The sequence below is a fragment of the Yersinia sp. 2545 StPb PI genome (assembly GCF_052217125.1).
Lineage (GTDB): Bacteria > Pseudomonadota > Gammaproteobacteria > Enterobacterales > Enterobacteriaceae > Yersinia > Yersinia enterocolitica_E.
Genome location: NZ_JAZGPY010000001.1, coordinates 3355650 through 3375986, shown reverse-complemented (window position 1 = coordinate 3375986; position 20337 = coordinate 3355650). Strand labels below are relative to the sequence as shown.

The window sequence follows — 20337 nt, the reverse complement described above, 5'->3', positions numbered from 1 at the left end:
CACCTCGTGATACTTAATCTCTCTCGGGCAGAACTTGCTGCGCAGTGGCCGCTGACAAATAGGCCGCCTCAAGCAAACCATAGGTTAATAAACTGTCCCGCCCCGACGTCTCCGGTTCGCGATTCTGGCGCAAACACTCAATAAAATGGCGTTGCGTATGCACCACGCTGTCCTGAATCTGTTTCCATGGCTCACTCGTCCATGAACGCGCGTCATGTTCGATCTTTTCTTGCCGGGACTCACCCTGGGTATGGAGGGTTAGCACCTGATCGGCGCCAATTAACAAGGTGCCTGCGGTACCTTCAATCTCGACCAATGTTTGTGGGAAGGGGTCTGGATAGCGTTGTGAGGCATAGCTGAAATCGAGCACTGTCGTTGCGCCATTCTCATGTGAGAGCAAGAGGGTGGCAGCATCTTCACCGGCAATACCCACCTTGATTTGCTGCGTGCGGCAAAACACCCCCTGAACCTCGCCAAATAGGAATCTCGCCAGATCCAATAAGTGGATCCCGACGTCCATGATCATGAAACGTTTAACTTTTATCAGATAGGATTGGTTCGAATAGACATCAATGGCGGTTCGCCAGGAGAGCCGGCCAAAGGTTAATTGGCCCAATTCACCACGGTCGATAATCTTTTTGGCGGCCCTGAATACATTCTGAAAGCGAAAGTCTTCATGGACCATCAGCGGCACATTCGCGGCTTGTGCCATGGCAACCATCCGTCGGCATCCCGCAAGGTCGGGCGCAAACGGTTTTTGCACAATCACCGCGATATGGTGTGACACCGCAGTGCGAACCAAGGCTTCATGGGTTTCCATCGTGGTGGGAAGATCGACAAAATCTAATGTTTGTGCCGCCAACAGCGCATTAGCATCGTCGGTATAATGCGCGATGCCGAATTTCTCTGCCGCTGCTTTGGCTTTCTCAATATCCAGATCACATACCGCGACAATGTCGACATCTTCAATATCTTTCCAACCGGCCAGATGATTTTGGGCAAAAAAGCCACAGCCAATAACGGCCCCTTTCAGTTTTGAAGTCATTTATTTAATGGTCTCTGATAACTGATTCTTGCGACCGCATAGGCATCCAGACTGATGCCCTGACCAATATCCCGTGCCTCACTTGCTTGGCGGAATAGCTGTGGTGATAGTGCGGCCTGCTCACTGTGAGCAACATCCAGGATACGAACCTTTACAAGATCCACATCTGCCACCGTGACATTCACCGGTTCACTGGCAAGATTGGCAATCAACAAGATGTTTTCACGGTTTTCCTGCCAGCCAATAACGGCCAGTTTTTCATTGCTTGATGTCACCTCAAGGCGCGGTTTACCACTGGCGGAAGCCAAATCAGCCACCACATGAAATAACGGATACACGCTACCTTGACTCTGTTCATCCCACCACTGGCGGGCATAGCGCTGTTTAGTTGAAATCACGCCAAACGGCCCGGTCGGTGCCGCCAGAACCAAGCTATCAATGCCATATTTTGCGATTACGGCGGCGTAGCCAACATGCCACGCCGCAGCAAATAGGCCGCGCTGGCGAGGATCATTCGCGGCCAGCCCCACGCGGGCAGAATTCGGATTAACGACCGGACCCTCGCCATATGGGTTTAACCGCGCGCCAATCCCAATAGGGCCAATGCGATATGGCACATTGCCAGCGATGTGCCGAGCGGAGCGAATGATGTGTGGTAATGACTGCAAGGTTTCTATTACTGAGGCATCATCCGCCGCATGAACGGTGGGTGTTGTCGCATGTGTAATAAAATCAAATGCACCAAGAGAAGGGCGCTTGCGGTTGAATTCAGTAAAGAATGCAGGGCTTCCGCCCCCTACCGGAATACCAGGGAAGGCGTTTTTAGCTTCAGCATAGATAGTGGTATCAGTGGGGGATGGTGGGCGAACCTCACCGGGCTGGAATGAGCGTTCATCCGTTTTGGCGAAAATAGCCACTGATACCGGCGAGATGCCAACATCTTGCAACAGTTTTGCTGCCTGTGCTATCTCCGGTGCCGGGTCATGGCTGGCGGTTAACAGTAATTCAACCGCTACCGGAAACGTTGTGCGGGAAGCCAGTTGGCTTGCGGCGGCGAGATGTTCAATATTGTGTGACGAGGAGGGGTCATAGCGCAGCAAAAAATGTACCGGGCCAATATTGGCCAGTTGTGATGTATAAGCGATAGCCTGTGCACTCTCATCAGCAGACAGCCCCAAGCCAATGGCTGGCATGGATTGTTGGGTTAGCGCGCCAACATCCACGCGGGCAATGGGTGCCGCATCAATGACCGGTTTATCTGGTGATCGGTTGGTGTTGTCGCTGATATGAATGATGACTGATTGATGCAACACCTGCTCTGGTAGCAAGCGATAGGGATAAGGCAAACCAATCGGGCGGTTGTATATCTTAAAAGAGGCATCCGACCAATTGCGATGGTCTTCGGCTTCAAAAATATCACCATCAAATCGAGTGACAACGGAGATATTCTCAATCGGCCGATGGGTAATTGCCCGAATATTGAATATAGGTTGCCCAGGGCTGATGGCATCAGGGATGGTTAAATCGGTACTTTCTCCCGTCGCATGTTCGACATGAACGGTGGTACCGGCAAACCCGACCAAGGGATACAGTACAACAAAACCGGTACGATTGGTTTCAAAAGAGGTGTCGGCAGCAATACGGGCGCTTGCTGACAATGTTCCATCGCTACGGCCTGCAAAGTGGATATTGACCCTGAGTTGTTCGCTGCCATTAACGTAATGTGCCTGATAGTTCACTTCAAAGGCATCATCACTCTGATGAATATCCAACCCACTAACCTGCGGTTCTGGCGTTCCCCATCCCGGAGTGCGAACCAAGAAGGTCACCGCCCGTAAAATTTCTACGCCATGCCAGCGAATCCAACGTAAAGATCCATTGTCAAATTCAGCGGATAAAGAGGTTGCTGACAGAGTTTGTTTGGCCGCCTCGATGACAGAGGTGCCGGTAAGGAAGATAGCTCTGCTCATCTTTTTTGCCTCTTGATGAAAATATCAAATGTCACGGCTGCAACAATAATGATGCCGATCAGCAACTGCTGTATGTATGGGGATATATTTAGAATGACCAGTCCGTTTAACAACACACCAATCAGCAGTGTGCCAATTACCGTTCCCCAAATACTGCCGGTTCCGCCATACAAACTGGTGCCACCAATAACTACCGCCGCTATCACATACAATTCATACTGGTTACCCGCCACGGCTTCTGCCGAATTCAGGCGTGCGGTGAGTAAAAAGCCGCCTAGCCCGGCGAATAATCCGGTTAGCGCATAAACACTGGTCACCACGCCTTTCACATTCAGGCCACATAAACGTGCCGCTTCAGGATTCGATCCAATGGCATAAATGGATCGGCCATAGCGGGTAAAGTGCAACGTGAGTGAGGCAATAATCGCGACCAGCGCAAAGACGATGACTGGCACCGGAACCGGGCCAACCATGCCACGCCCCCACCAACCAAAGGCTTCATCAACCCCACTGACCGGGCTGCCATTACTTATCATCAGCGTTAGCCCGCGAAATACGGTCAGCCCGCCCAAGGTCACGACAAAGGCGGGTACAGTCAGGCGGGCAATAATCAATCCTTGTAATGCGCCCGCTAGTCCGCCGGTGATAATTGCGGCCAATGCTGCCCATTGCCAGGCAATTTCCCGCCCATCAGAGAACAACATAAACTGGCCTTCAATACCGCCTTTGGCGACTACCGCGGCGACCATTCCCGATAAAGCGGCAATCGCCCCGACGGATAAATCAATGCCACGGGTCAGAATAATAAATGTCATTCCCACCGCGATAATGCCGTAGATAGAAACTTGCCTGACAATATTAAAAAGATTGATTGATGAGAGAAAACGCGGAGCCAATAACGTAAATAGCGCCATCAACAACACAAGAAAAATAAGTGGGGCATAACGCGCCAGAAGAGCTTTTTTCTTATTGCTGTTTTGATTTTTAATCAGGATTGTCGAGCTCATAGTCATATCTCTAATCCAATAAATTAATTCACACTTGCGCAATAGGGCGCGTCATTAATTGCATAACGTTTTCTTCATTCGCTTCCTGTGCCGACAACTCCCCGGTCAATTGACCGGCGCGCAGAGTGAGAATACGGTCACTGACGGCAAGGACTTCAGGTAAATCCGAGGAAATCAGAATGATAGCGACACCCTTTGCCGCCATATCACGTAGCAACCGGTGGACATCCGCTTTTGCGGCAATATCGACGCCGCGCGTCGGCTCATCGACAATCAGCAACGCTGGGTGCTGAGCCATCCAACGTGCCAGTACTACCTTTTGCTGATTGCCCCCTGATAAGGTGGCAATATTGGCCCCTAAACTGACGGCGCGCAGGTTTAGCTGTTTTTTAAAATCAAGAAAGGAAATCCGTTCACGTTGACGATCAATGACGTGGCGGGTCGTGCGTAAAGGGGAGTAGATAATCGCGAAATTCTCTTCCACCGTGAGCGACATAAACAAGGCTTGCTGCTTACGGTCTTCCGGCACCAGACCAATACCGGCAGCAATTGCATCACGGGGGGAGGCCGGGTGGTAGGCTTTGCCCTTAATACGTAATGTCCCGCTTCCTATTGGGTCTGCGCCAAATAACAGCCGGGCAATCTCAGTTCTTCCGGCCCCTACCAGCCCGGCAAAACCGACAATTTGACCCGCCCTGACCGTAAAGCTGACATTACGTACGGTGATACGTTCAGCTCCCGTCGCTGCACTCGACAGGTTTTCGACTTCCAGAATATTGCTACCTGTAATATGGCTCGCATTGCGGTCGAACTGTGCTAAATCGCGCCCTACCATCAAACGGACCAGACTCTCAATAGAGATATCTTTGACGTCTCCTTCTCCGACCAGTAGACCATCTCTTAACACGCTGTAGGTTTGGCATAAGGCTTTAATTTCTTCAAGGCGGTGACTGACGTAAATAACAGCCACTCCGCTTTTAGCAATGGTACGTACCACCTGTTGTAATTTATCCACTTCCGTTGGACTTAATGCAGCGGTTGGCTCATCCATAATAATTAATCGGGGTTTGGAGGTTAGCGCCCGTGCAATTTCAACTAACTGCTGTTCAGCAATGCTTAATTCAGCAATCTTGCGTAAGGGATTGATAGTCACGCCAAGTAATGCCAATACGTGGTGCGCATCTTTCACTATGGTGTTCCAACGGACAAAACCAAATCGATTCACCGGTAAATGTCCGGTGAAAATAGTTTCGGCCACCGTTAAATCAGGGAACAGGCTAAATTCCTGATGAATAGTTGTAATACCCGCCTTCCAGGCATCAAGTGGTTTATTAAATGAGGCCGTATGACCTTGCAAAATAATAGTGCCGCCATCAGGTTGGTGCACGCCACTTAATATATTAATTAGTGTTGATTTACCGGCCCCATTTTCGCCTAATAACGCTCTTATTTCCCCCACCTGCAAAGAAAAAGAGACGTTATCAAGCACCGTCTGACCAAAAAATAATTTGGTCAGATTCCTGACACTAATATATTCATCTATTTCCCGATTGATTTCCGGAGAATCGGGTGGCGATGAGAGTGATAACATAGTGGACGACATTATTTTACGAGCCCGATTCGTTCTGCATCATTAAGATTTTTGCTGGTAATTGCGACAGGGCTAACCAAGACATCTGCTGTTGCCGGGCGAGCACCTGTACGGATGTAATCGGTCAGAATTTTTACTGCCTCTCGGCCTTGTTTCCCTGGGTACTGATCGATTGTCGCGGTGAGTACACCGTCTCGTACCGCTTTCAATGCATCAGTTGAACCATCGTAACCAAAGATAGCAATCTTGCCTTTTAAGCCTCGCGCTTCAACCGCTTGGGCGGCCCCTAATGCGCTGTCATCATTAGCTGCAACAATAACTGTTGGGGTCTCAGCCAGGCCAGTTAACAGATTTTCTGTAACAGATAAGCCCTGGTCACGGTTAAAGCGTGCGGTTTGCTCGGCAACAAATTTGTAAAGTTCAGGCTGCTTATCCAACGTGTCATGCACACCCTTATTACGATCGTTTGCTGTTTTGTCGCCCGGAATGCCCTGTAAGTTAATAATAGTGGCTCCTTGAGGGAATAATTTTGCTACGGCTTCCCCTTGGCGCTGTGCACCAATCAAATTATCTGCGGCTACATTGGCAATAACTTCGGGTACCCCATTTACCGGGCGGTCAATAGTGACCACGGAAATACCTTCTTTAATCGCATTACGTAATACGGGAGCCAGAGCGGTTGCATCGGCTGGGGCAATAATAATGCCATCAACCCCTTGAACAATTGCTGCTTCAATATCGGCAATTTGTTTAGGTGCGCTTAATTGGCCATCAGAGCGAATGATTTTTATATTACCTAATTTTTTAGCTTCATCTTCAAGTTGCTCTTGTAGAAAAACAAAATGAGGAAAACTGTATGTTAATGCTGAAACTAAAATAGTCACCGGAGCGTCTTTGCCTTTCGGCGCAGCATTAGCTGACAATGCAAAGGTGCTCAGTGTGATAGCTAATGTTGTTATTAAATAAGTTATTTTGCGCATAAGATAGTACTTCCCCGTTATATAAAATTATCTAATATATAGTTTTTGTAAAAACAACATGAAAAGAGTGGTTAATTACACTTATTGTGAATCTTATTGGTGAAATAATAGGATTTGACTATATCATGAGGATGATTGTTTGAAATGGCAGTTCTACAGAATAATTTCGTCTTTAAATATGCGAAAAATAGAATATCAATTTCAGCAAATAATTAGCTAAAGAATATATTGATAATATGACTGTCGAAGAGCGACTACCTTGCACAGGCAGCTAAGATATTAAAATAAGTCAGACCAGCATGTTAAAATTATACCGGTCGGCAACGGAGAATATTGTTTAAAACCGGTATGGGCGGTGGGCAGCCCTGAGTCAGGGAGGGTAACACTGGCGACTTGAAATCCGGTCTGCTGCGGGGCAGATAATCAGCATGCGACTCAATATGCCGATATCTGGTGCAGAGGACATCGTTTAAGAACACGTGGGTTCAGTCAAATAAACCACTGTTTACTGGCTATTGTCGCAGCGCCGCTGGCACCGTTAAATGCTGACGATGAAGCTTGCACGAAGCGCACTACGTCATGGGAAAGCGGGCGGCGCAAATAAGTTCGTATTTGCCGGATCAATGCTTCTAGTGGGAAACCCGGCATATCCATCACCCCTCCGCCGAGCACTATCGCATGGGGATCAAACAGGTTAATGCTGGTGGCAATAGCTTTTGCCGTCCGTTGCATAAACTGCACAATAAATGGCTGCCCAGCGGCATAGAGAAACAGTTCACTTAGCTCAAATTCGCGCGGCGTGCTGTCATACCATCGGCGTAATGCCAAACCGGAGCAGGTGGTTTCCAAACAGCCGTAATTGCCGCATCCACACTGCTTTTCATCATCTCCCATGGGGATATGCCCCAATTCACCTGCTACGCCGTGTGCTCCAGTCCAGGGGGCGCCATTCATCCAGATAGCAAACCCCATGCCGGTACCAAGATAAGCACCGAGCACCAATTGCTGCTCAAGTTGATGTTCATGTACGTCATAGGAGAGTTGCATATTAACATCACGCTCGAATTGAACCGGGCAGTGTAGCGCCGCACTCAGCTTATCGGCCAGCCCCGCCAGGTCAGTCGAGGTTAACGGTAAATTTGGCGTGGAAATAATGCTCTTTTTGTCGTTCTCTACCAGTGCCGGGAACCCCATGACCAGCCCTTGGCAGCATGCATTATAACGTTCAAGATATTGATGCAGTCGGGCGCTTAATCCAGCAACTAACCCCGAGGCAATGACATCAGCGGTACGTAACTTCTCACAATGAAGCATCACACCATCGCGCTTGAGTAAACAAAAGCGGATATGGGTCGCCCCCATATCGACCCCGATCACCACGTCATATTTAGGCATGCTGTAACACCTCACTCTTGGCATGAATGATTTGTTGCGACATCAGCGCCCAGGCTTTATCGATATCAGAGGCATGATTGAACAGCCCAGAAGAGCCAACAATTAGCACATCGGCCCCAGCCTCAATCAGACGTTGGTAAGTTGCCTGATTACAAGAACCATCAATTTCAATTTCATAATTAAGCTGGTTTTTTTCACGCCAGGCTTTCAGTTCAACAATTTTATCTAACATTTCAGGGATAAATGGCTGTCCGGCAAAGCCAGGGTCCACCGTCATGACGGTTATTTTATCTGCTTTATGAATGTAATATTTCATGCTATCGACCGGTGTTTCTGGATTGAGGATCAGGCCGACTTTCATCCCTAAACTGCGGATCTCCTCGATCAAGCGAAATGCTTGCCCGTTGAGGGTTTCTGGGTGCAGCGTGATAAAGTCTGCGCCCGCTTTTGCCAAAGGAGCAATGTAATCCTGTGGGCGCGTCACCATTAAGTGGCAGTCCAGTGGTTTGTTGGCGATACGTTTCACTTGGCTGACGAAAAAGGGGGACAGTGTCAGGTTAGGCACAAAATGGCCATCCATAATGTCGATGTGAAAATAGTCCGCATTTTGGTCAATAAATTCAATTTGCTCTTTAAATTTCAGCAAATCCATACACATCAGGGAGGGAGATATCTTCATTATCGAGTCCTTACTTACTGATAAGTCGGTCGAGGGCGACAGCGGCAATAATCAGGCCGCCCATCACCACCAGTTGGTAATAGGTTTGTACTTGGAGAATATTTAGACCGTTATTGATGGTGCCTATAATCAGGCCACCAATAACCACAGAAAAGATGCGCCCCTTGCCCCCAAAGAAGCTGGTACCACCAATAATGGCACTGGCGATGGCATAGGTTTCAAACCCCATCCCGGCCAGCGGTTCAGCCGCGCCAAGGCGGGCTGTCGAAACCACGCCAGCAAGACCGGCACAAATACCCGAGATGATAAACACGACTAGCATGTGAAATTTCACATCGATGCCGGAATAGAAAGCTGAGTTTTTATTGCCGCCCAAGGCGTAGATATTGCGACCAAGGCGTGTACGGGTGGTCAGAAACCAAAGCACTATGGCGATAAACAGGGCGAATAACACCGGTACCGGAATGCCTAACACACTGGCAGCAAAGAAATTTACAAACTCAAACGAGAAGCCATACACCGAGTTGGCATCAGAAATCACCAAGGTGATACCGCGAAAAATGGCATTGGTGCCAAGAGTGATGATGAAAGGGTGCAGGCCGGTCCAGTTGACCAGACAGCCATTGATGGCCCCCAGCGCGCCACCTACCAGCACACCACCAATCAGTGCTGCGAATATTGGATCGACCCCAGCCAGCATCAATTTTGCGGTAACCATGCCAGACAGCGCCAGAATCGCACCAACAGACAAGTCTATCCCCGCCACTAAAATGGCAAAGAACTCCCCCATCCCAATTAATACGGTGACCGAGCTTTGGACGAATATTTGCGTGATGTTATTGGTAGTAAGGAAATACTCCGACGAAATAGAGCCAAAGATAGCCACAATGATCGCCAGAATGAAAAAAGTGCCGTATTTATCCCAAAAAGCGGCGAAGTTAAACTGCTTTTTCCCAGCCGTATCCGATTTCACTCTTGTGGTAATGCCCATGCCATAATCTCCTCTTCGCTGATGTCATCGCGGTTGGTCAGGATTTGCGTCAATCGTCCTTCACAAAACACCGCAATACGGTCGCAAACGGTAATAATTTCGGGAAGCTCAGAGGAGACCATCAGAATGACTTTCCCCTCATCCGCAAGGGTGCGCATCACTTTATAGATCTCGGCTTTAGCACCCACATCAATGCCTCGGGTGGGTTCATCAAAAATAATCACGTCGGGATGACAGCATAACCATTTAGAAATCAATACTTTTTGCTGATTCCCGCCAGACAGTTCTGTGATGTTTTGCGACACCGAATGGCACTTTAGTGCCAGTAGGCTTCGTTGTTCTTCGGCAATTTCCTGCTCAAGCTGTGGCTTAACCAACCCCATTGCACCTTTGTAACCCCCTTCTTTTAAGCTATGGCTGATAGCCATGTTTTCAGCGATAGAGAAATTGCCGAAAAAACCGTTTTCACGCCGGCTTTCAGTGATATAGCCCATGCCTTTTTTCAGTGCATCCAGCGGGGAGCGGGGGGTGATATTTTTGCCATTCAGCCAGACTTCGCCATGGCTGGTTTTGTCGACACCAAACAGGCAATTCATTAATTCGGTGCGGCCAGAACCCACCAAACCGGCAAACCCGAAGATCTCGCCCCGGTTGACAGCAAATGAAATATCGCGGACTTTTTTCTTATCGCGACTGGTCAGGTTTTTCACCTCAAACACCGTGTCGCGTACTACGTTGCCGGTATTTTCTTTGAAGGCAATAAAGCGGTTTTGTAATTCGCGCCCGACCATCAAGCGCACAATATCGTCGTTAGTGACATCCTGAATCATGCCGCTACACACACTGCTACCATCTTTCATTACTGTATAGCGATCGCAAATACGGCGGATCTCATTCAGTTTATGAGAGATATAAACAATGGCTGTGCCCTCCTTGCGCAACTGATTCATAATTAAGAAGAGATAATCCACCTCTTTATTAGTTAGTGATGAGGTTGGCTCATCCATAATAATAACTTTAGCATCGAGCATTAATGTTTTAGCAATTTCCAACATCTGTTTATGACTGATAGATAAATTAGCCACTTTTTCATCAAGGCTGACTTTTAAACCCACGCGCAATAACATTATTGCTGCCTGGATACGCATTTTTCTCCAGTCTACAATGTTTATACCGCAGACTTTTTTCGTCAGGTGACGGCCAATATAAAGATTTTCTAATACTGTCAATTCATCAATAACACTAAGTTCCTGATAAATGATTCCGATACCTAATTGCGCTGCCTGTTTATGGTCCAGTTTGTCGTAATTAATATCATTAATAGTTATTGAGCCACTCGTTGGAGAGTGAATACCTGACAATACTTTCATTAACGTTGATTTACCTGCGCCATTCTCACCTAATAACGCATGAATTTCATGTGTGAAAACAGTTAAATCAACGGACTTTAAGGCATGAACCGGCCCAAAGGATTTGCCGATCCCCGCCATAGAGATATAAGGCGTGACCATATAATCACCTTAGTTTTTTATTCCTACCGAAATCTACCCTTACCCGACCTAACCCGTAAGAGGAAAACCGAGTGAGTGGCTCTGCTCTTTAATCGGATATTAGCCGGGTGGGTACGGCTATAATGCTATTTGGTGACCAGTACAGAATCCACTAGCGTAAACTGCGGCTGTTTATCCAATGGGATCACTTTCCCCCGTTGAACCGCTTCCACCAGCAGCTTCAACCCGGTAGCACCGATATTCGCTGGGTTTTGTGCAACCGTGGCGGTCATTTGCCCGGCATCTACCATCTTACGTGCTTCGGGTATTCCGTCGGTGCCGACAACCAGAATCTTGCCAACTTTACCTGCATTGGCGACTGCCTGTGCTGCCCCCATCGCCATGGTGTCATTGGCACAATAGATAGCTTTCAGATTGGGGTTGCGCTGCAAAACATTGGTGGCGACATCTAGCGCTTTAATACGATCCCAATCAGCAGGCTGGCTGGCAACTAATTTGATTTGGCTGGCTTGCTTAAATGCTTCCGTTGCTCCCGCACGGCGTGCTTCACCAGAAGCGTTACCCGCTTTACCTTCGATAATAGCGACTTCACCACCGGTAGTGCCTAATTTATCAATAATAAAAGCCGCTCCTTTGGCACCTACCGCATTATTGTCGGTCGTGACAAAGGCCTCGACATTGCCTTTAGCTTTTTTCAGATTATCCATATCAATTTTCTCGTCGAGATTGACCAGATAAATTCCTTTTTGCCAGGCACGAGCCACAGGCATAACCAGGTTAACTGAAGACAGTGGCGCAAAGGCTATACCTTTGTAATTCTTATTACTCAGATCTTCGAATAATTGCAGTTGAGACTGAAAGTCACCTTCAGAGGGGGACGCAAATATATCTACACTGACACCTAATACTTTTGCCTCCTCTTCAATTCCTTTTTTCATATCCACCCAAAAAGGATTAGAGAGCGTTTTTAAAATAACCGCATACTCTGCGGCAGCGAACGCACTGGTGGATAACATCATACCTATGGCTGCACCACTAAAGAGTTTTAGAAGTTTATTCATGGCTCATTTCTCATTGTAGGGAGAGAGTTCCGGCATGTCTTAAAATAGAGACATGCCGGTTTTTTATTACTATTATTTATCTCGCCGGAAAAAGTCGACAATAGCGCCGGTTTTTTCCAGATTAATCGTGGCTCGTTCAATATCTTGTTGTGCTACAGAAACAAAAAATGCATCTAATAATGTGAGTTGTAATATACGCGCTGAGGCGTTTCGCCCTAATAAAGGGGTCTCTGGTGCTGGCGAACAAATAATAAAATCAGCCAGTTTGGCAATAGGGGAGTGATAGCTATGAGTAATACATATAATCTTCGCTCCATTCTTCTTTGCCAATTCTACAGCGGCTTTTAAATCACTGGTGCGCCCGGAATGGGACACTACCAGCACCACATCACCTTCTTTCAGTAATGCAGCGGACATCATCATAATGTGTGCGTCTTGGTAAGCCTGGCAACGCACGCCTATACGCAGTAGTTTATGCGCGATATCGGCACAAATCGAATTCGAGCCACCCACGCCGTATAAATCACGCTGTCTGGCACCATAGAAAAAGCGTGCAGCACGGTGGATTTCATCGACGTTAACGATCGATTGCCCTTCCATAATCGTGCGCAGGGTGATGTTAAATACCTTATTAACCACATCCTCTGGCGCTTCATCAAACGATAACTCAGCCGGTAACACCTGTTCAGACTGCGAGAAGTAATCAATCAACGTACTGCGCAGATTGCGAAAGCCACTAAAACCCAGCAGTTTTGAAACTTTAACAATCATTGCTTCCGACACCATGAGGGTCTCGGCAACATCCTTAATCGCCGGTGCGGCACTCAAGTTCCCAGGTGTAAGAAACCATTCAACAATACGGCTTTCATTTTCCGTCATCCCCTCCTGCTTCATTCGTAGGTAGGGGGCGATACCGATCCCGTTAGGAATACCTTGATCAAACTCTGACTGACTCATCTCGGTCCCATGTCCAAAAATTGAAGACGTCACTATATCACCACAATGTGTTGACGAAATATGCAATCAACTTCACAGAATTTGATAATTTATAAAGTAACTATGGTTTGTGTAGTTTCTCATTGGCGGGGTTAAATATTATAAATCAATTTATTATAATTAAAATCAATTGGTTGTGTGTATTGCGTGGAGGTTATTTAACGGGATGTTCTTTATGGTTACTACACAAGTTATTTAAATTCGATGATTATTGTGCGTAAAATGGACACATTGCTGCGCGCCATTGTCGGGGTTTTTAACTAAAAGTATCGTTTTAGCTCACATAAAAATGAAATTTGTGAAGTTTGGCTTACTGACGAATGAGAGGTTATTCAATGAAAAGTATTGCTCTGGGTTGCGATCATGTTGGATTTATTCTGAAAGCGGATATTGTTGCTCACTTACAAACGCGTGGCATCAAGGTGATTGACAAAGGTTGGTGGTCTACAGAACGTACGGATTATCCACGTTATGCCAATGAAGTTGCTGAGGCGGTGACGGCTGGGGAAGTTGATGGTGGCGTCTTGATTTGTGGTACGGGCGTAGGCATCTCGATTACGGCAAATAAACATCCCGGTATCCGCGCGGTAGTGTGCAGCGAACCTTATTCGGCACAGCTTTCCCGACAACATAATAATACTAATGTACTGGCTTTTGGCTCTAGGGTCGTAGGGTTGGAACTGGCTAAGATGATTGTGGATGCCTGGCTTGATGCAGAATTTGAAGGGGGGCGACATCAAACACGGGTAGACGCCATAACCGAGGTGGAAACACGATTTAACGCATTGTAATAAGACCGACCACTATTCCTGTCGATATGTAGAAAGGGTTCGTTATCCCCCCATCTTGCGAGGGGGGATAGACTTATTTGCTGATGCGCTCGACATAGCCTTGACCAATGACAAGGCGGCCTATGGGGCAGCCACTTTATAATCAGGGCCGTTTGTCTTCTCACTGGTGTTAAAGCATGGCTTATCAACTTAATCTTAATTGGCCCGAATTTTTAGAGAAATACTGGCAAAAACAACCTGTTATATTAAAAAATGCCTTCCCTAACTTCATTGATCCTATTACGCCAGACGAACTGGCGGGTTTGGCGATGGAAGCGGAGGTAGATAGCCGCCTAGTCAGCCATAGTAATGGTCAGTGGCAGGCCAGTAATGGGCCGTTTGAGCATTTTGATAATCTGGGTGAGACCGGATGGTCGTTGTTGGCTCAGGCAGTTAACCACTGGCATGCTCCGTCTGCCGAACTGGTGCGCCCATTTCGCGTGCTGCCGGACTGGCGTTTAGACGATCTGATGATCTCTTTTTCCGTACCGGGTGGGGGTGTTGGACCGCATATCGACCAATACGACGTCTTTATCATTCAGGGGATGGGCAGCCGCCGCTGGCGCGTGGGTGACAAATTACCATTGAAGCAGTTTTGCCCACATCCGGCGCTGCTCCACGTTGAGCCTTTCACACCAATCATTGATGAAGACCTCGAACCGGGTGACATTTTATATATCCCGCCGGGCTTTCCGCACGACGGTTTCACCCATGAGACGGCGCTCAATTACTCTGTCGGATTTCGCGGGCCGAATGGCAGGGATCTGATCAGTAGTTTTGCTGACTATGCGCTGGAGAAAGATCTCGGCGGTGAGCACTACAGTGATCCTGATTTAACCTGCCGGGAACATCCGGGGCGGGTTGAGGAACACGAGCTTGATCGCTTGCGCCAGATGATGGTTGATATGATTAATCAGCCGGAAGATTTTAAGCAGTGGTTCGGCCGCTTTGCTACCACGCCGCGCCATGAGTTGGATATCTCTGCCGCGCAACCACCCTACGAGCAGGATGAAATTGTGGGTGCTTTGATGGATGGTCAGATCTTGACGCGCCTGAGTGGCTTACGTGTTCTGCAAGTTGGCGACAGTTTCTTTATCAACAGTGAACGGCTGGAAACGACCGATGCTAAAGCTGCTGACGCACTGTGTCGTTACACCATGATTGGCAAGAAAGAGCTAGGTGAGGCACTAAATAACCCAGCTTTCATGGCTGAGTTAACCGAATTGATTAATCAGGGTTACTGGTTCTTCGACGAATAAAAATGCAATCAAGAGTGGCTTCCGAATGCGAATATCATGATGAGATTCGGAGGCCGCAGTGATTTTCCCACCTTGTATACAAACCAAACGATTAACCAAGCCGGGGCATTTTTATGGCTATAACCGATCTTTTATTGGCGATTTTTTATAAAGTTAATTTGATTTGAAGGGGAATAAGATAAGAAATAATTTAATGATAATAAAATAAATTACGGATGGCTGAGGGGATGTTTAATACTACAGGGATAAATGTAAAGGCATTAATAAATAGCCCCACTTAATCTAAGTGGGACTTTATGCTATTATTTTGTCTTAGTTTTTGGCTGTCTGATCAGTGGTGGTAGTATTCTGGCCCTGGCTGATAGAGTAGGTCCCTTTATAGCTATCACTGTCGCCGATATTTGCCATTGAAACAGTTGGTGCCAGGATTGCTGCGATAAGTGCGATTGCTGCGATGGTAGTTTTCATAATAAATTCTCTTCTATTTGTGTATGTGAAAGCGGGTTGCTTTCGATAGGAATAATGTTACTCCGATCACAGAATTTGAATACTAAAGAGAATTGTTCATCTTGTTCAAAAAAAATGAATGAATAAGGGCGATGGACCCTTTGTTATAATGAGCATAATTTATCACTGCACAGAAACAAGAGGCGCGCGGTTGCGCAACTCGCTAACTATTGATGAGTTTCATCTGCTTTACCGTTGCTCAACAGGGTACTTACGCAGGCATATCAATGAATGAGGAAAGTGGTCTTCTAAAATCTTCAGGATGTGGGGATAACGCCACTGTTCGTAAATGGCGATTACAGATAAACCATATCTCATCGCGGTCATTAGACAATATATAGTAAGCATCTGAGGTTTCTGATGGATTGAATAGACCTAATGCTCGATAGGCAGATGTTTCATTAAAGCCGCTCTGAAGTGGTAGTGGCCTTGGCCCATTGTCCATTTCACTGACTCTTAGATACAGCCTTTGTTCCAGCCACACCATCAGATAACCTCAAATTAAGTAAATTTGCATTAATTATAGTGCACAAATATTTATGATTTATAAGACTCGTCTGTTAATCAAAAAAAGAGGGGCAAGTGAAGTGAGTCCCCCCATTGATTCCCTATCATCCTAGGGGCAGGACAACTCAGCATAGGTCGCTAAATTTTACGGCGACAAGATATTGATAGCCTCATTAGGCCATTCCACTTATACGTGGCAGAATATAAAAAAATAAATACAACTATTTCACCTGAGATGACAAATAGATAAATATGGATCGTTCACGCTTACTAAAGTTCCTGCTGCCTTATCTGTGGCCTAAAAATAACCCTAAGCTTCGCTATTATTTGGTTGCTGCGGTGATATTTATGGTGGTTTCCAAGGTCAGTACCACTCTGGTCCCACTGGCCTATAAGGCAATGGTTGATACATTAAGCAGTGAGAACGCCAAGATGCTGGCTATTCCAATTGGTTTCATTATTGCATACGGCATCGCCAGAATTAGCGCCTCCTTATTTGAGGAACTGCGGAACGTGATGTTTGTACATGTTAGCCAGAATGCGACTCGGTTACTCGGCTTACGTGTATTTAAACAATTGCATGAGCTAAGTTTGCGCTTTCATCTGGACCGACAAACCGGTGGTTTATCACTGTCAATTGAGCGAGGAACTCAAGCCGTTGCTACTGTACTTTCGCGCTTGCTGTTTTCTATCTTCCCAATTTTGTTTGAAATAACACTGGTTTCGTTGATCATGTGGCATCTATTAGATGGCTGGTTTGCTATCGCGATTTTGGTGACGGTTGGGTGCTATATCTTGTTTACGGTTATGGCCGTCAGTTGGCGAACCCGCTTCAGGCGTGAGCTAAATAAAGCCAATGCCGATGCTAACACTAAGTCTATCGACAGCTTGCTCAATTATGAAACAGTGAAATATTTTGGTAATGAAGCGTTTGAAGCGCAGCGTTTCAACACCTCACGGCAACTCTATGAACATGCGGCAATCAAAAATCAATTCAGTTTTACTGCATTGAGCCTTGGGCAGACTGCAATAATCTCAATTGGATTGGTCGTCATGATGGCGATGGCGGCGCAAGGTATCACGCAGGGCAACATGACTATCGGTGATTTCGTATTAGTTAATGCCTATCTGCTTCAGTTATATCAACCACTTAATTTCTTTGGGTTTATCTATTCTGAGATCAGACAAGCCCTGATTGATATGGAAAATATGCTCGATCTGCTGATGGTTAAGAAAGAAGTGACTGATAGACCAGATGCATTACCTTTGAAACTGACACAAGGTGAAGTCCGTTTTGAGTCGGTCAGCTTTGGTTATGACCCTCGCAGACCTATTCTGGATAACGTGAGTTTCAGCATCCCTGCAGGTAAAACAGTCGCTGTAGTGGGGGCCTCCGGTGCGGGGAAATCAACGCTTTCACGTTTATTGTTCCGTTTTTATGATGTGACGGGCGGCGCGATTTATATTGATAATCAGGATATTCGGGCGGTTACCCAGTCAAGTTTGCGCGAAGCGATTGGCATTGTACCGCAGGATACCGTGCTGTTTAATGACACATTGCGTTATAACATCGCTTATGGCAGAACGTCTGCAACTTTTGCAGAGATAGAACGCGCGGCAAAACTGGCACATATCCATAAATTTATTACTAGCCTGCCAGATGGGTATGATACGCGGGTAGGGGAACGGGGGTTGAAGCTTTCCGGTGGCGAAAAACAGCGGGTAGCCATTGCGCGCACTATTCTCAAAAACCCCGCAATATTGGTATTCGATGAAGCGACCAGTGCGTTAGATACGCAAACTGAGCGCGAAATTCAGGCTCATCTGCGAGAAGTTAGTCGCGACCATACTACGTTGGTGATTGCCCATCGCCTATCAACAATCATTGATGCGGATGAAATTATTGTATTGGATGCCGGCGCAATTGTAGAGCGAGGCCGCCACGACGCACTATTACTGACCAATGGGCGTTACGCCGCTATGTGGCAAAATCAATATCATGAGGAGGAGCAACTCGTAGTGTAACTCGCCGCCCGTAAGGGTTATTCAAAAGAGTGCATTAAGATGAAGGTGCCCTCGCTTCTTTGGTATCGGTTGATTTGTGGAACCAATTCTCTGAAATGCGCAGTGGCACAATGTATGTCTAAAGCGGCTTGATCTGGCCATTCCTCAACAAAAATAAAATGGCCAGGGTCTTTATGGTTGATACATAAGTCATAGGATATACAAAGTGGTTCACGCTTTGTACTGGCCACTAATTGTTTATACAGCGGCATAACATCGATAATGTGTTCCGGTTTTATAAAATCTTGGGCAATAACTTTTAGCATTTTTTACTTATGTAACCTCGATTCAATGGAGATAAATAACGCGCGGTGCCAGAAAATGTTATGTAGAGATCGCTCTCTGGCAATTGTCTCATTGTTGGATGATGGCTACGCCCCGGTAAAGTAGGTATAAGCGAATACCGCCAGTGCAATGGCTATCATAATCATGGTTGTCTTTCTCATTCCTGCTCCGATTCTGTGGTCTGTTTTTGTTTTGAGGTTAATCCAACAAGATAACGGAAAATAGCTTAAAAGACACTGATGTGCAGTTCAATATGAGAAATGATCCCTGCGAAAAATTGATCTGTGGATGGCATCGCTGTCACCCCAGCGATGCTATTTAAGTATGGTATTACCTGTGCCGCCAAAATAGTGATAGATAGTTTCAATTGAAGTAAACATGCGCATGTCATTTTTAGTGATCTTGCTCACGGTATTGGCGTGATGATTTGTGTTAATTATATTTGTGTGGTAGCGAAGTAGGGGGTGTGAAATGTCAGCACTAGAGAAACTGGTTTCTGAATATTGCCATACCAGCCTGGACTTTGTGGCATCCACGGTTGCTTTTATGGAAAGCCAAAAGAAGAACATTGATGTTGATGAAGTTGAGGCCAGCCTTTCGTTGGACGAACGAGACTATTTCCACGAAAGATTAGCGCATTACAGGGGCATATACCGGCCTTTGTAACAGTGCCTCAATGCTAAATAAGCCGCCTAAGGGCGGCTTATTCGATCATGATATGCCATTCTCACCAAGCAAATCGGTGATTACGCTTGGTGGCGAGGATCACACTTGATGCTTTAAAAGGAGCAGTTACCTCACTTCTTACAACCAACGCCATTTCCTCAAGACTTTCATTGGTAATCACTGAAATAAGTGCCAGCCTGTTGGCGGTAACGGCTTGAACCACAGAAAATAGAGATATTTACTGCTCAAAAAACATTCAAGTAAGCTAAGGTTAATACAGGCCATACACTGACTGTGGAGCCTGGTATGTACCATAAAATAGACGGCAGCGAATACCAACGTATCTTCGTGGTTGGAGATATTCATGGCTGCTATAAAAAACTGATGGATGCCTTGGAACGTGTTCAGTTTGAGCGTTCGACTGATTTACTGGTCTCTGTCGGAGACTTGGCTGATCGGGGTTTGCAGAATATTGAATGTTACGAACTGCTTAATAGCCGCTGGTTTCATGCGGTGCGTGGTAATCATGAACAGATGGCAATTGATGTGTTAGCGGGTGGAGAGGTTGACACTTGGATAGCAAATGGTGGGCGATGGTTTTTTTTACTAGATGTAAGTAATAAACATCTGGTAGAACAACTCATTAGGCGGGCAGAACAATTACCTTTAATTATTGAGGTTAACACTGACCAGGCGAAATATGTTGTTGCTCATGCTGATTATCCTTCAGATGAATATGTCTACGGCAAAGCTGTTAGTGAGCAATTAGTGCTCTGGAACCGTAAGCGTCTTAACGCATCGATGAAAGGGGAAAACCACGAAATTGTAGGGGCAGATAAATTTATCTTCGGTCATACACCGCTGGTGAAACCCTCACTATTTAAAAATCAGCTTTATATCGATACCGGTGCGGTATTTGGCAATACGCTAACCGTGATTCAAATCCAGTAGCCGGTCAACCCCACTGCTGCCTTCTTAACGACCTCAAGACGA

The 20337-nt window shown here is 46.5% G+C and carries 19 protein-coding genes; 5 read left to right on the top strand and 14 right to left on the bottom strand.

Features of this window, described 5'->3' with window-relative positions:
• Positions 1-13 precede the first annotated feature (13 nt).
• The 11 genes from V1955_RS15780 to V1955_RS15730 form a co-directional block, all read right to left on the bottom strand.
• Positions 14-1045: a Gfo/Idh/MocA family protein gene (locus V1955_RS15780; RefSeq protein WP_442821130.1), complete on the bottom strand. Its 1032-nt coding sequence runs from the start codon at positions 1043-1045 to the stop codon at positions 14-16.
• Positions 1042-3015, bottom strand: coding sequence for a hypothetical protein (locus V1955_RS15775; protein ID WP_442821129.1), 1974 nt, complete (start codon positions 3013-3015; stop codon positions 1042-1044). Before V1955_RS15775 ends, V1955_RS15780 begins: the two co-directional genes overlap by 4 nt.
• Positions 3012-4022 (bottom strand): ABC transporter permease, encoded by a 1011-nt coding sequence (locus tag V1955_RS15770; protein WP_083163817.1) that lies wholly within the window; start codon positions 4020-4022, stop codon positions 3012-3014. Before V1955_RS15770 ends, V1955_RS15775 begins: the two co-directional genes overlap by 4 nt.
• Positions 4023-4050: 28 nt before the next feature.
• Positions 4051-5625, bottom strand: coding sequence for a sugar ABC transporter ATP-binding protein (locus V1955_RS15765; protein ID WP_442821128.1), 1575 nt, complete (start codon positions 5623-5625; stop codon positions 4051-4053).
• A complete protein-coding gene (locus V1955_RS15760) occupies positions 5625-6593 on the bottom strand; it encodes a substrate-binding domain-containing protein (RefSeq protein ID WP_083159721.1) in 969 nt (322 codons plus the stop codon). Before V1955_RS15760 ends, V1955_RS15765 begins: the two co-directional genes overlap by 1 nt.
• 489 nt (positions 6594-7082) lie before the next feature.
• Positions 7083-7988 (bottom strand): allose kinase, encoded by a 906-nt coding sequence (gene alsK, locus V1955_RS15755; protein WP_442821127.1) that lies wholly within the window; start codon positions 7986-7988, stop codon positions 7083-7085.
• Positions 7981-8667: a D-allulose 6-phosphate 3-epimerase gene (gene alsE, locus V1955_RS15750; protein ID WP_083159717.1), complete on the bottom strand. Its 687-nt coding sequence runs from the start codon at positions 8665-8667 to the stop codon at positions 7981-7983. Before alsE ends, alsK begins: the two co-directional genes overlap by 8 nt.
• A 10-nt stretch (positions 8668-8677) precedes the next feature.
• The gene (gene alsC, locus V1955_RS15745) at positions 8678-9658 is read right to left on the bottom strand and encodes a D-allose ABC transporter permease (RefSeq protein WP_442821126.1); all 981 of its coding nucleotides are present in this window, start codon (positions 9656-9658) and stop codon (positions 8678-8680) included.
• Positions 9637-11169: a D-allose ABC transporter ATP-binding protein AlsA gene (gene alsA, locus V1955_RS15740; RefSeq protein WP_372568852.1), complete on the bottom strand. Its 1533-nt coding sequence runs from the start codon at positions 11167-11169 to the stop codon at positions 9637-9639. The genes alsC and alsA overlap by 22 nt, the downstream gene beginning before the upstream one ends.
• 125 nt (positions 11170-11294) lie before the next feature.
• A complete protein-coding gene (gene alsB, locus V1955_RS15735) occupies positions 11295-12230 on the bottom strand; it encodes a D-allose transporter substrate-binding protein (protein ID WP_050081748.1) in 936 nt (311 codons plus the stop codon).
• Between the two features lie 72 nt (positions 12231-12302).
• Positions 12303-13187, bottom strand: a complete 885-nt coding sequence (locus V1955_RS15730) for a MurR/RpiR family transcriptional regulator (protein ID WP_083159713.1) — start codon at positions 13185-13187, stop codon at positions 12303-12305.
• 374 nt (positions 13188-13561) lie between these two features.
• Between V1955_RS15730 and rpiB the strand changes: the two genes are divergently transcribed.
• Complete coding sequence (gene rpiB / locus V1955_RS15725; RefSeq protein ID WP_050286045.1) at positions 13562-14017, top strand: bifunctional allose-6-phosphate isomerase/ribose-5-phosphate isomerase RpiB; 456 nt, start codon at positions 13562-13564, stop codon at positions 14015-14017.
• A gap of 176 nt (positions 14018-14193) precedes the next feature.
• Complete coding sequence (locus V1955_RS15720) at positions 14194-15315, top strand: ribosomal protein uL16 3-hydroxylase (protein WP_083159711.1); 1122 nt, start codon at positions 14194-14196, stop codon at positions 15313-15315.
• Positions 15316-15627: 312 nt separating this feature from the next.
• Here V1955_RS15720 and V1955_RS15715 read toward each other — a convergent pair whose 3' ends face one another.
• Together V1955_RS15715 and V1955_RS15710 are read right to left on the bottom strand one after the other, a co-directional pair.
• On the bottom strand, positions 15628-15783 hold the full coding sequence (locus tag V1955_RS15715; protein WP_193784700.1) for a hypothetical protein: 156 nt from the start codon (positions 15781-15783) through the stop codon (positions 15628-15630).
• 250 nt (positions 15784-16033) lie between these two features.
• Entirely contained in the window at positions 16034-16309 is a 276-nt protein-coding gene (locus tag V1955_RS15710; RefSeq protein WP_442821125.1) for a hypothetical protein, read from the bottom strand.
• A gap of 272 nt (positions 16310-16581) precedes the next feature.
• Here V1955_RS15710 and V1955_RS15705 point away from each other — a divergent pair, with 272 nt between their 5' ends.
• Positions 16582-18354, top strand: coding sequence for an ABCB family ABC transporter ATP-binding protein/permease (locus tag V1955_RS15705; protein WP_083159706.1), 1773 nt, complete (start codon positions 16582-16584; stop codon positions 18352-18354).
• Between the two features lie 17 nt (positions 18355-18371).
• Here V1955_RS15705 and V1955_RS15700 read toward each other — a convergent pair whose 3' ends face one another.
• Positions 18372-18659 carry a putative quinol monooxygenase gene (locus tag V1955_RS15700; protein WP_083159704.1) on the bottom strand — a complete coding sequence of 96 codons (288 nt, stop codon included), beginning with the start codon at positions 18657-18659 and terminating at the stop codon, positions 18372-18374.
• Positions 18660-19149: 490 nt separating this feature from the next.
• On the opposite strand from V1955_RS15700, the gene V1955_RS15695 reads away from it, so the two are divergent.
• The gene (locus V1955_RS15695) at positions 19150-19344 is read left to right on the top strand and encodes a glycogen synthase (protein WP_083159702.1); all 195 of its coding nucleotides are present in this window, start codon (positions 19150-19152) and stop codon (positions 19342-19344) included.
• A gap of 306 nt (positions 19345-19650) precedes the next feature.
• Positions 19651-20295, top strand: coding sequence for a metallophosphoesterase (locus V1955_RS15690; protein WP_083159700.1), 645 nt, complete (start codon positions 19651-19653; stop codon positions 20293-20295).
• Positions 20296-20337 lie beyond the last annotated feature (42 nt).